The sequence below is a fragment of the Williamsia sterculiae genome (assembly GCF_900156495.1).
Classification (GTDB): domain Bacteria; phylum Actinomycetota; class Actinomycetes; order Mycobacteriales; family Mycobacteriaceae; genus Williamsia_B; species Williamsia_B sterculiae.
This window is the reverse complement of the sequence record NZ_FTNT01000011.1, coordinates 16,513-28,517: the sequence shown is the minus strand read 5'-3', so window position 1 is coordinate 28,517 and position 12,005 is coordinate 16,513. Positions and strand designations below refer to the sequence as shown.

At 63.6% G+C, this 12,005-nt stretch carries 11 protein-coding genes and 1 pseudogene; 9 read left to right on the top strand and 3 right to left on the bottom strand.

What is annotated here, in order from left to right:
• Window positions 1–303 precede the first annotated feature (303 nt).
• From BW971_RS16570 to BW971_RS16555, 4 genes are all read left to right on the top strand, one after another.
• Complete coding sequence (locus BW971_RS16570; protein WP_234974449.1) at window positions 304–1,248, top strand: site-specific integrase; 945 nt, start codon at window positions 304–306, stop codon at window positions 1,246–1,248.
• A gap of 167 nt (window positions 1,249–1,415) precedes the next feature.
• Complete coding sequence (locus BW971_RS16565) at window positions 1,416–1,781, top strand: helix-turn-helix domain-containing protein (protein WP_076481835.1); 366 nt, start codon at window positions 1,416–1,418, stop codon at window positions 1,779–1,781.
• Window positions 1,782–1,992: 211 nt separating this feature from the next.
• Window positions 1,993–3,087: a Fis family transcriptional regulator gene (locus BW971_RS16560; protein ID WP_234974448.1), complete on the top strand. Its 1,095-nt coding sequence runs from the start codon at window positions 1,993–1,995 to the stop codon at window positions 3,085–3,087.
• Window positions 3,088–3,589: 502 nt separating this feature from the next.
• Window positions 3,590–4,405 (top strand): hypothetical protein, encoded by an 816-nt coding sequence (locus BW971_RS16555; RefSeq protein WP_143690427.1) that lies wholly within the window; start codon window positions 3,590–3,592, stop codon window positions 4,403–4,405.
• Window positions 4,406–4,438: 33 nt separating this feature from the next.
• Here BW971_RS16555 and BW971_RS16550 read toward each other — a convergent pair whose 3' ends face one another.
• Window positions 4,439–5,053: a hypothetical protein gene (locus BW971_RS16550; protein ID WP_143690426.1), complete on the bottom strand. Its 615-nt coding sequence runs from the start codon at window positions 5,051–5,053 to the stop codon at window positions 4,439–4,441.
• A 134-nt stretch (window positions 5,054–5,187) separates the two neighbouring features.
• On the opposite strand from BW971_RS16550, the pseudogene BW971_RS21980 reads away from it, so the two are divergent.
• The 5 genes and pseudogenes from BW971_RS21980 to BW971_RS16525 form a co-directional block, all read left to right on the top strand.
• A pseudogene (locus tag BW971_RS21980) lies at window positions 5,188–5,404 on the top strand (integrase core domain-containing protein); the annotation flags it as partial.
• A 175-nt stretch (window positions 5,405–5,579) separates the two neighbouring features.
• A complete protein-coding gene (locus BW971_RS16540) occupies window positions 5,580–6,197 on the top strand; it encodes a GntR family transcriptional regulator (RefSeq protein WP_076481826.1) in 618 nt (205 codons plus the stop codon).
• 170 nt (window positions 6,198–6,367) lie between these two features.
• Window positions 6,368–7,792, top strand: a complete 1,425-nt coding sequence (locus BW971_RS16535; protein WP_234974447.1) for an MFS transporter — start codon at window positions 6,368–6,370, stop codon at window positions 7,790–7,792.
• A gap of 44 nt (window positions 7,793–7,836) precedes the next feature.
• On the top strand, window positions 7,837–8,760 hold the full coding sequence (locus BW971_RS16530) for an ABC transporter substrate-binding protein (RefSeq protein ID WP_076481823.1): 924 nt from the start codon (window positions 7,837–7,839) through the stop codon (window positions 8,758–8,760).
• Complete coding sequence (locus BW971_RS16525; protein WP_076481820.1) at window positions 8,757–9,743, top strand: ornithine cyclodeaminase family protein; 987 nt, start codon at window positions 8,757–8,759, stop codon at window positions 9,741–9,743. Before BW971_RS16530 ends, BW971_RS16525 begins: the two co-directional genes overlap by 4 nt.
• A 1,152-nt stretch (window positions 9,744–10,895) precedes the next feature.
• Here the strand turns inward: BW971_RS16525 and BW971_RS16515 are convergent.
• Both BW971_RS16515 and BW971_RS16510 read right to left on the bottom strand, forming a co-directional pair.
• The gene (locus BW971_RS16515; protein ID WP_076481814.1) at window positions 10,896–11,078 is read right to left on the bottom strand and encodes a hypothetical protein; all 183 of its coding nucleotides are present in this window, start codon (window positions 11,076–11,078) and stop codon (window positions 10,896–10,898) included.
• 108 nt (window positions 11,079–11,186) lie between these two features.
• Entirely contained in the window at window positions 11,187–11,765 is a 579-nt protein-coding gene (locus tag BW971_RS16510; protein WP_076481811.1) for a hypothetical protein, read from the bottom strand.
• Window positions 11,766–12,005 lie beyond the last annotated feature (240 nt).

Below are 12,005 nucleotides of genomic sequence, written 5' to 3'. Positions count from 1 at the left end.
GACTCGCAGCTCGGTGAGTATTCCGGCAGTCGTTGCTGTGCAACGGATGTGATGAGCATCGGGTCAAACACTGTGTGGCACGCGTTGCTGGCTTCGCGCTGGTCGGGCTACGTTTCATTCGTTAGATGATCGATTCCTGCACAGGCTGATCGAGTTCTTTCCAGGTGTGACCAGTGTTGAGCCCGGCCTGGACGTCTGACGCACTTGCCCCTCCTTACGCACATGGCCGGTATTCGTCATGCCCGCGCGCGAGGCCGGGCCGCTTCGCTAATCGTCACTGTGACGTTATGAGGTGATCCGGAAGTGTCCGAGGAATTACCTGGTTTCGCACCAAAGGTGTTTTCCACCAGCGATGTTGGTGTGATCCGCGCGGAGGACCGTGTGTATGAGGCGATGCTCGACGGCTGGCGCTCGCAGCAGCTCGCTCGAGGGCTGGTGCCGGCGACGATCACGCCACGCTGTCAGCTCGTCGACCGATTCTTCACCTACACCAACGAGTATCCGTGGCATTGGCGGCCGCAGGATCTCGATGACTATATGGCCGAACGACGACTGGCGAGTTCAGCGATCACGGTGCGCACGTTGCGAACGTATAGCAATGCGATCGCGATGTTCTGCGAGTACATCTCCGATCCGCGGTACATGTGGACCGAGGTGTGCGATAAGTACTTCGGCACCCATCCCATCCAGATCCGGTTCGAATGGAACACCCCGCGACACAGCGCCGATGATGCGATGCCGACACGGCGGCGGGCCTTTACCAGACCGGAGCTGCAACAGGTGTTCGACTGCATCGACGACTATGTCGACGACCTGCACGCCCGGAACCGAAAACAATGGCGCACGGTGATGCGTGACTCCATGGCATTCAAGGTGGCCTACGCCTACGGGCTGCGCCGCCGCGAGCTGACGATGCTCGACACCATCGATTTCGGGCCGAATCCCTACGTGCCGCAGTACAGACGCTACGGTGCGTTGACCGTGCGATGGGCCAAAGGAACACGTGGCTCGGGCCCCCGGCGACGGACGGTTCTCACCGTTCCCGGCTTCGCCTGGGTGGTCGAGCTGCTCGAGTATTGGTGCACTGACGGCCGCGAAATATTCACCACCGCCGAGCGATCACGGGCGTTATGGCCCAGCGAACGCGGCGAGCGGATCACTCTCGGCACCTTGGGACGTTCGTTCGCCTTTCACCGCGACCGGGCCGGGCTTCCCACCGAACTGTGTCTGCACGCGCTTCGGCATTAGTACACCACCCACCTGCTAGAAGCCGACTACAAAGAACAGTTCGTTCAGCAGCAGCTCGCCCACCTGAACTCGTCAACGACCGCGTTGTATTCATCGGTGGGTGACGACTTCAAGAACCGCAAGATCCAGCACATGATCAACCGCCGGACCGCGAAGGAAGGGCAACCATGAGCGGTGAACAACGCCGGATCGGGTTCCACTGGCACCTGCGCACTGTCATGGCCACCCACAATCTCTGGAAATCGACCGACCTGAAACCGTTGCTGCAATCGCGTGGCATCCACCTCTCTGATGCGCAAATCTATGGGCTCGTGACCACGGAGCCACAGCGCATTTCGTCACAGACACTGGCCGCGCTATGCGACATCTTCGACTGCTCCCCCGGCGACCTATTCGAACCGTTCGTGGAAATGCGAGCAGCCAAAACCGCGCACGCACCGCCTGACCGCGCTCTCGGCCTGCGCCCGTCTCCGGGCGGGCCGATCGCTCACCGTATCCGCGTAGTGGAGGATCCCGATCGCCAGACCACGTAAACCCGAAGAACCCGACAAATACTCACCGTGTGATCGGTGCGGCAAATGCTATTGGCCGGCCGCGTGGTGGCCGGAAGGCCTGGTGTGCGGCAACTGCTATCAAGCGGCTAAACGCACCACGGGACGCTGCGCCTGCGGACACGAAGGGGTCCTGCCAGGAATTATCGATGGTGCACCGGCCTGCCCGCGCTGTAGCGATATCACCCTGAACGTGGACTGCGTCGAGTGCGGCGCTGAAACCGAGTTGTACCGCGGCGGGCGCTGCCAGCGGTGCATCCTGCAGTACACCGCCACCGAGCTACTACGCAACCCCGACACCGGAAACGTGGACCCGAAGCTGACGGTGATCGCCGATGCACTCGGCGCGATGGAACGACCCAACAGCGGCCTGACCTGGATCCGCCAACCACATGTCGAACAGTTCCTCACACAGCTCGCCGCGCAGAACAACATTGACCATGACACAGTCGACGCGCTGCCCACCGGCCAGACGACGAACTACATGAGGGCGCTGCTCGTGGAACACGGTGTGCTCCCACGACGAGACGAGCTGCTGGCACGATTCGAGATGTGGGCACTCGATAAACAGGAACGGGTGATCGATCCCGAACAGCAGATAATCATCGATCAATTCCGCCGGTGGGGACTGCTGCGCCATCTGCGCAGTTCGTCCCCGATCAGCAACTCCGCGTTCCTGCGAGCCAAGCAATTATTCACCGTCGCCATCGAGTACTGCAACTGGTTGACCCTCGAACACGGACTCACGCTCACCCAAGCCGGCCAACACGAGATCGACGCCTGGCAACCCGGCGGCACGAGCACCCGCGGACATGTCTACCGATTCATTCGCTGGGCGATCGCCACACGAATTGTTCCCGCCGACCTCACCGTCGTACAGCACCGACGCGGAACCGCCACCCGGCTCGACACTCAATCCCAAACCGAAGCAGTCCAGCAGGTTGTGTACACCGAGGATCTGACCGACCGCGACCGGCTCGTAGCCATCCTGATCATCGTGTTCGGCCAACGAGCCGAGAAAATCAGCAACCTCACCTGCAACGACATCATCGTCACCGACACCGGCGTCACCCTGCAACTGGGCAGCTACCCAATCACCCTGCCCCACCCCTCGACGAACCCGTCCGGGCACTGGCCGCGGACAACATCCACGGACAAACCGCCGCCCACCCCCACTCACCATGGGTATTCCGCGGCTACACCCCCGGAAACCACATCGACCCCGCACACCTGCGGCTACGACTCAAACCCCTCTTCGCCGCACTCGCCGCCCGCCTCGGCACCCTGACAGACTGTCGAAAACAACACCCGTCGCGATACTCGCCGACACCCTCGGATACCACCCCGCGACACTAGAAGCACTCCAACGGATCGTCGGCAGCATGGGGGTCCGTGTAGAGCACAGCACCACGAATACGGTGAGGTGACCTCGCAGTACCAGGGCTCGTCATCGGCGTACCTTGTGATTGACGCTGGCACTGCTGCCATGCGAGACAGCATTATTGGCCAGGCAGGGTTTCGATGCGGGTCCTCCGATTCCGGCACCTCGGTGACCCGGCGAGACCCGTCACATCACGGTCCCCCACCCTCCCCGAGCTTGATGACGTGCACTCGGCCGCGACCCACGTACAACACCGGGCCCGCACCGTCGGGCGAACGGGGCGGAGACCTCGACGCGTGGTTCGACCCACACGCCCGCGACCGTAGTACGTGGCTCTACATACACGCTCTGCCCTACTGACAACAAACCGCGGGACTGGGCAGTCTCGGCACTGTTACGTTGACCGGATGTGGCGGCCAAGAGCGGCATACGTGACGTCGTTCACCGCTGCCCTGGTGTCGCGGCTGCTATGAAACGGGTCGATCCCACAGCGGGAGAATGGATCAGACCTCGGCTCACTGGTCCGTGGGGTTCTGTGACCGGGGTCTGCCCCTCCGGGTATACCGCGTACGTACGGATCTTGCATTCCGTCGGCGGCTCGGAATGGGGAATTCACTGGCGTGACGTGGCCGCGGTCACGGGACGCCGGGTTCATCCGCTGGTGCAGTGGTGGAGGCTCATCGACGCCGACGAGCCGGTGAATCCGACCAGCACCATGTGGCGTAACGACGAACCGGTGATGGGCGAGCTGCCATTGCACGACGCCCTCGCCCTGTACGAGCTGCTCATCGGAGTGACAGGTACTCCGGAGTCGGTCTACTTCGGGTTCTGGAACGGCTACTCCGGCAACACCGGCGCCGATACCTGGGTACACGCCGCCCACGCGCTGTGGCCCACCGAGCAACCAACCCACATACAGCGCACACCCACCGGCACCGTGTCTGTGCCCGGCCGCGATTTCGAAGTGGTGTCCGGCTCCCTATTGCACGCACCGCACATCGCCGGCTACTTCGACCGCAACGACGGTAATCCGCCATCCCCGAACATCATGTGGCCCGCCGACCACACCTGGTTCGTCGCCTCAGAAATCGACTTCGACTCCACCATCGTAGGCTGCACAGACCACGTCGCGGCAACAATCCTCGACAACGCCCAGCTTGAGGCCTACCCCGTCGGCCCCGAAGACTCCCTGCAATACGATGCCGACACCATCAACCGTAGGTAGGCCCTCGCTGCTACCACGTGTGCTGCGACAACGTCACCGGTTGCCAGTCAGATCCAGGTCCACCAGCAGTTCCTCTACCCGGACCGCGCCCTGGGTGTCACCGTCAGGCCAATGGGTATGCAGTTCGGCCGGGGGTTGGTCGAGGTCATAGATTCGTTCGCTGCCTGCGATGGGTTCCCGTCGGTGCCACGCCGGCCACTGTGGGTGCGCGCGGTAGTCGAGCTTGATCGACACCAGGTGCATCCCGGCGATGACGCCCTCGGTGTACGCAACCTCGCCAGGACGGCCAAGAGGGTGCGACTGAGGCGTGTCAGCACGGGGTCGCAGCCCAGCCTTGAGGCGTACGGCACCGCTGAGGACCACGGTGTCTGGTACCGGAATCTGTGCGGTGCAGTGAACACGCAAAGCACCGACTGTCCCGATGGCCGGCTGCATCAGTGTGTTGTCCTCGGGCCTGGCACCCAGATGAGTCACCGGCTCTGATGCGGCGGGGCGCAACGCCGCCGTCAGCGACCACCCCGGTCGAAGACCAGGCCACCACCCCGCGAAAGGCTCATTCCAGAACAGTTGCCATCGAACATCATCCCCGACCTGCGGTGCAATCCCCTGCCGGTAACGATGCTCGTCAATCAACACCGGCACAATCACCAGGCCACAACCTCCTAAAGCGGACACCTCTCACCACAAGGATAAACAACTCGCACCTGACTAACACGCAGCGTTACCAGCTGCCGTTGTCACACAACATGATCCGTTTATTTCGTCACGGGTGACGAAATAAAGCATGCGGGGACAACGCCGCCATGGAGTCGTTCTTCGCCCTTCTGCAACGCAACGTCCTCGACCGCAGGCGCTGGTCCGCGCGTGCCGAATTACGCCTTGGCAATCGTGTCCTGGATTGAGCGGACCTACCACCGATGTCGCCGGCAACGCGCCCTCGGCAGGCTCACCCCGATAGAGTTCGAACTGCTCCACCCACCAGTCGCAACCGCAGCTTGAAATTCACACCCCGCGAGTCGACTGAACTCGGGGCAGTCCCCGCTTAGCGATGCGAATGAAAAACAATCGGTGAGAGCTTCCTGGTCAGGACCGCCGCCCACTCTCAACTAGTTCTGGATCGGACACGGTTGCGCAGCAACCAATCAATACGCGCGACGTCGATAGAGTTATTCATGTGAGTGCCGAGGCGCAGGGAAGTGACGAGTCACCCGGTGATGTCATCGCCCGGTTGCTGCGGGCGGAGATCCTGGCCGGCCGCCTCGAAGGTGGCGAGCGGCTCGTGGAGGAGGCGCTCGCCAAGCGGTTCGGCGTGTCCCGGGTCCCGGTGCGTGAGGCACTCGCCCAGTTGCAGGCCGAGGGGTTCGTGACGATCGTTCGCTACCGCGGGGCTACGGTCTCCTCGTCGTTGCGCAAAGACAACCGTGAACTGCTCGAGGTTCGCCGTGGACTCGAGGTGTTTGCGGCACGGCTCGCCGCCGACCGGCGCGGCGGGGCTGTCGCCGACGTGCTCGTCCGCTACACCCGGCCCGACGACGCAGACCTCGACCAATCCGCCGACGGGCGCAGCTTCCACGCACTCGTCGCCGAGGCGACGGGCAACGACCAGCTCCGCGATCTCCTGGGGTCGGTCAGCAGGCGGGTCGCGTGGGGTCTCGGCCACGACCCCGAGACCTCACGACGCGACCACGCCGTGCTCGCCGCCGCGATCCTCGATGGCGCCTCCGTGCAGGCCGGCTTCCTCATGGACGAGCACTTGCGGCGAGACGAACCGGGGCGTGCGACCGCTGACTAATTTTTGTATACGACTGCTTGGCTAATAGCCTGCTCGTAACATAGAAGTTGCGAGACGAAACGCGTACGACACCTTTTTTGTATACAACTTGCTCATCGCCAGACACTTCCGACGGCGATCGCCCGTGGCGATACCACCGGCGCCATCCTCGCTCCTTCGGAGACACGGCTATGGCCATCCCAGCACCCATCGCACAAACCGTCCCCCTCTCCCCGCCCGGCGCGGGACTCACTACCGCCCTGGACAAGATTGGCTTCACGCGGGTCCAGGCGGCGGTCATCGCGCTGCTCATGGCAGGCCTCTTCTTCGACAGCCTCGAGCAGAATTCGACCGGCGCCATGGGACCGCTTATCAAGGACTCCTTGGGGATCGGTAACGCGCAGCTGACCCTGATCAACACGGTCACAGTCGTCGGCGGGCTGGTCGGCCGCCTGATCGGCGGGTACATCGCCGACCGGTGGGGTCGACGGGTCGCTCTCAGCCTGAATTTGCTGGTCTACACCCTCGGCGGGCTGATCAGCGCCGCCGCCGTCAACTACGAGATGCTGCTGGCCAGCCGCTTCATCGTCGGCATCGGCCTGGGCGGCGAGTTCACCGTCGGACTGGCGATCCTCGCCGAGGTGGTGGCCACCCGGCATCGCGGCTCCCTGCTCGCGACGCTCAACATCTCCTCGGGCGGCATCGGCAACATCGCCTCGTTCGGCTTCTTCCTCCTGGTGCTCGGCCCCCTCGGGGGTGTGCTCGGCGGTGACGACCACTCGTGGCGCTGGACCTACGTCATCCTCGCACTGCCGGCCGTGCTGGTCGTCGCGTTCCGCCGCTACCTACCCGAGTCACCGCGGTTCCTACTGTCGAAGGGTCGCGTGGACGAAGCGAACGTGTCGCTGACCCGACTCGCGAGCGGTTCGATCAAGGGGCTGCGCAAGCCCGGGCCGACAGGCTCGTTCGTCACCGCCGGCGACGCCCTGCCCGACGTGAAAACGTCGTATGCCGAGGTCTTCAAGGGCCGCAACCTGCGTCGCACCGCGGCCATCGGCTCCGCGTCGTGGATGTCGTTCGGTGCGCAGGTCACCCTGCTGTTCCTCATGCCGATCCTGCTGGTGTCCCGGGGCTACTCGCTGTCGGATTCGCTGCTGTTCACGATGATCATGAACATCGGCAGCCTGTTCGGCGCCTGCACCGCCTGCTATCTCGCCGGCCGCGCTCCCCGACGGGCGACCGTCATGTCCGCCGCCGTGCTCGGCTGCATCTCGGCCATCTGCTTCGCCGTCTTCGCGCAGAACGTCTTCCTGATCCTGGTGCTGGGAGCTATCTTTCAGTTCTTCACTATGCTGCTGAACACGATGTTATCGGTGTGGACGCCGGAGCTGTTCCCGACCTCCATCCGCGCCATGGGCGCCTCGGTGGTCAACGGGATCGGCAACGTCGCCGGTGCGGTGATGCCGTTCGCCGCACTGTTCTTCTTCGACATCGCCGGTGTCGCAGGCGTCTTCTTCATGATCGCCGTGATGTATGGGCTGCTCGTCGCCGCCGCCCGCTTCGGCCCCGAAACATTCGGACGGTCGCTCGAGGAGGCCAGTGAGGCCCCTGCCTAGACCGCCCGACACGCACACGAATCATCACAGAGAGGTACACACCTATGGCACACCTGGCCATCTCCGCGACTGCCCACGGTCTCAACTACCTGCCCGAGTACTACGCCGATCACGCCGGACTGTTCGCCGACCGCGGACTAACGGTGACAGCCAAGGCATGCGACCCCTGGACCGGCGTCCTCGACGACCTCGCCAGCGGCGCAGCCGATGTCGCACTCGGCGGCATTTGGGTACCCGGCATGTACCACGGCACCCCCCGGGAGCTGACCGTCTTCACCCAGCTCAACCACCAGTTCCCCAAAGCGCTGGTGACACGCACGACGTCAGACAGGACGTTCACGTGGTCATCACTCCACGGGGCGGTGGTGCTCGCCCCCGGCATCGGCGGCAGTGCACCATACGCCATCACAGCAGGAATGATGCGCGAGTCGGGCGTCGATCCGGCCGACACGACGTTCCTTCGCGACCTGTCGACCCCGATGTTCGTGGAGTTGTTCGAGAGCGGTCTCGGCGACGCGATCATCCTCGACATCACCACGGCACAGTCGATGTCCGACCGCGGCACCGGCTGCATCGCCGTCGAATACGCCAAGGTCGGCGGACTCGGACCGAATAGCGTCTATTACTGCCGCTCCGACCGATTCGACGAACTACAGGACCGCCTCGTCGACTTCACCTCAGCACTCGGCGAGGCCATGGCTGCGGTAAACCAGGCACCGGTCGCCGAGCTCGAGCCTCTGCTCGTGGAGCACTGGCCGTCGATGTCACCGGCCACCCTATCTGCCGCGTGTGGTCGTATCCAGTCGTCACGCACGTGGGAGACCCCACGCATCGATCCCGCGGCCACCGACCGGTGGATGCGCATCCTCGCCGAGGAGTCGATGGTCCACACGGCGCCATCGTTCGACGACATCGTCGACACGCGCATCATCGACTCGATCGAGATGGCGGTGGGCGGCACCCGATGACACTGGTACTGCGGCATTCCGAGGTCGCCGCCCTGCTCGACCGCGACGCCGTACGCGTCGCGGTCGAGCAGGCTCATGCCGACCTCGCCACGGGTGCCGCACGGAATCCCGAACCCGGTTCGCTGCCGGTAGGCGAGGACGGAGAGGACGGACGAGTGCTCACCATGGTCGCCGCCCTCGGCGACCTCGCCTGCGTAAAGATCCTGTCCGACCTGCCGTGCAATAGCACCCGCGGCCTCCCCCGCCAGCGGTCGACGATCGTCGTCACCTCCACCGTCACCGGCGAATGCGTTGCCGTCCTCGACGGACGGGCGATCACCGCGATGCGCACCGCCGCGACCAGCGCCGTCGCCACAGCACATCTCGCCCGCCCCGACGCGTACATCCTGGGCCTCGTCGGTGCAGGCAATCTCGCCATCGAGCACACACGGGCGATCGCGGCGACGCGCACCCTCACCGAGGTCGTCGTGTGGTCGCGATCACCGAAGAGGGTCGACGAGTTCCAAGGTGCACTGTCTGACATGGCGATCCCGGTATGGACCGCTGCGTCGGTCGACGACGTTGCCGCCCGCGCCGACATCATCTGCACACTCACGCCGTCGGTCACGCCCGTGCTGCGCGGCGCCGCGCTGCGACCGGGGACGCACCTCAACGTCGTCGGCGCCGCACCACGACCCGGCGAGCGCGAGGTCGACGGTGCAGCCATGGCCCGCAGCCGCATCGTCGTCGACAGCCGGGCCACCGCTCTGGCCAAGTCGGGCGACGCCGTCCTCGCGATCGCTGAGAACGCCATCACCGCCGACGACGTCTCCGTCGAACTCGGCGACGTCATCACCGGTCGCCGCCCGGGTCGCCGCAGCGCCGACGAGATCACCCTGTTCGACTCGACCGGTGTCGGACTGCAGGACCTCGCAACCGCCGCAATCGTCGTCGCCGCGGCACGTGGACAGGGCCGGGGAACGCCTGTGTCGCTGAACAGCTAGAGCGAAGCCACCTCCTTGGGAGTCCTGACCTGCGCGTTTCGGCGGCGGAACACACAGTCAGTGTCATCGGATGTGAGACTCTCTAGATTCGCGAACTCAGGCCGCCCGGATGACAATCGTTGTGGGACTTACCGTTTCTGTTCCGCGAGGTCAGCGGGCTCGTCGACCCCAGGTAGCTGTCATCGAGTCTCATCTGGGGTGGCAAAGTCTCAACAACGTTGTCACCCGACAATTTGCTCATTCGAGCGAAAACCATCGCAACGAAGCCAAAATGGCGTAATAACCGTTATCAGCGATATTAGTAAATCCTGCAACAGCTTTCCGTACTCTGTCGACAGATGTCGTAAAGGTTGCGGAGACCGACCTCAAGGTGTGCGAAATCGTGCAACAGTGCCGCGTTCGTTCGTGTGCTCCATTCGTGCAGGTCCAACGCGCGCTTCCGATTGCCGCCGGCCAACTTCAGGTCGCGAACCGGGCTGGACTCAGCCAACTCGTTCTGTAAAGGCCAGTGTCGCCTACGCGACGTGGTTAACGCTCCGGAAGAACCCGGTATTCGATCTCGAGCGATCGACCAGGGTTTTTTATACCCCGATCACACGTGCCGTCGACCGACGATGAGTCGAGCAGTCGACGGCCGCAGGAACCCGATCGAGTGGAATTGAAGAGTGCCAGCTATCACTCGCTCAGGCAGCCGCGGTATGTCACTTCGCTTAAGGTGATCGTCTGGTGGTTGGCATCGTCGGCCCACGCCGTATGAGCAGTTCGTGCGCCGGTATGTACTCGCGAGCTGCCGGGGTCGGGGCCGTCGACACGCTGCACACGGTCACCCGGCCAGAACGTCCGAACCACAATGGTCACGCGGCGAGGTGGCCAGCGAGGTCGGTGAGAGTACCGCCAGCGGTGTCTTAGTACGCGGTCTTCAATCGGGACGACTCGAATTGGGTAAGTGGGCGAGCCGAGCATCTACGCGACGACGTCAGCGATCGCGACGATGCGCAGTGGGCCGGAACGTCGCGACCGCGAGTGTCAAGCTCGTCCGCAGTGCGGTGGCGAGTTCCGCCCGACACCGCCGGCCGGAGTTCCTGCCACAGCGAACGACCCCACCCGAGTCGGGTGGGGTCGTCGTGGTGAGCAGATGGGAACGGAAACCGGTCAGTGCTCGTGGGTCTCGCCCACCCCGAGGGTGGTCACGTCACCGTCCTTGTTGTATGTGCTGTAGCTGTGCGTCGCGCCTTCGTAGTAGTCGGCGCGACTTCCGTTGTCGGAGATGACAAGCTTGCTGTCGTCGTCATCCCAGACCACTTGCTGTCCCGGATTGTTTTGATAGTCACCCATGATCTGTCCTCCCTGTGCTGGTGGTTGCCGCCGGCGGTGGCGTTTCTTCAGTGTCGGACCTACTGGGGCAACTACTCAGGTGATGGGACGGATTTGGGACAGCGCAGGTTAGGGACGCGCCAGAGTCCAACCCTCATGGATGTCGAGGACGTTCTCGCCGCCGAAGTCTTCGCCAGCACCAAACAAGACATGCGTTTGCTTGTCACACACGAAATTCAGGGTTCGCGAGATCCCGTCTGGGTCCTTGGCTTTTCCTGTGGTGAGGAGAACGCCAGTGGGTCCGAGAGTCGGTAGCTCCACTGTCCGGTTCCACGGGCCCCACGCCAGCATCAGCGAGTGATCTTCGTTGATCGAGGTGGCGGCTGGAACGACTTTTATCCAAACCAGGCCACTGAACCTCGCCGGCCACCGAGCGAAGTGATAGCGCTGCGGCCATGAGTCCTCGCGTTCCCAAGGATCCCACTTCGGCCGCCACAACGTCCTCAACCCCACATCAATCCATCCATCTGCTTCGTATAACTGATCTAAGTGCTCGGCCAGCTCCAACGGTGGCAGGGTGCCATTCTCGTAACGATTGAGAGTGCTCTTTGAGAGCGCCAGCTCGTAGGTGTATCCGTAGCACCCCTGACGCCCCACGTCCTGTTTTGTGACCAGCAAACGTAGCCCCACCGTCCGCAGCAGCCGCATACCCGCGCCGAGCTCACCGGGGGTGCTCGGGAGAGGAGGAATCCGCTGCCCGGTCCATCGCAACGCAGTCCCCCCTGGACTTGGTTCGCTGAACGGTGACACACCCCGTGCAGGAGTGAGCCACGGCGACGATGCTCGGCGGCAAACACCTCCACGAGTCACCGATGGGCGACTAGCGTAAGCCTCCCCAGACAATGCACTGATAGCGTAGACCATAGCCTACAATCTCTCGCTTGATAT

Bases quoted from the DNA above. Each gene is read 5' to 3' on its own strand.
- BW971_RS16525 (WP_076481820.1), top strand. From the start codon at position 8,757: ATGACACTGGTACTGCGGCATTCCGAGGTCGCCGCCCTGCTCGACCGC.
- BW971_RS16515 (WP_076481814.1), bottom strand. From the start codon at position 11,078: ATGGGTGACTATCAAAACAATCCGGGACAGCAAGTGGTCTGGGATGAC.
- BW971_RS16565 (WP_076481835.1), top strand. From the start codon at position 1,416: ATGAGCGGTGAACAACGCCGGATCGGGTTCCACTGGCACCTGCGCACT.
- BW971_RS16510 (WP_076481811.1), bottom strand. From the start codon at position 11,765: ATGCGGCTGCTGCGGACGGTGGGGCTACGTTTGCTGGTCACAAAACAG.
- BW971_RS16535 (WP_234974447.1), top strand. From the start codon at position 6,368: ATGGCCATCCCAGCACCCATCGCACAAACCGTCCCCCTCTCCCCGCCC.
- BW971_RS16530 (WP_076481823.1), top strand. From the start codon at position 7,837: ATGGCACACCTGGCCATCTCCGCGACTGCCCACGGTCTCAACTACCTG.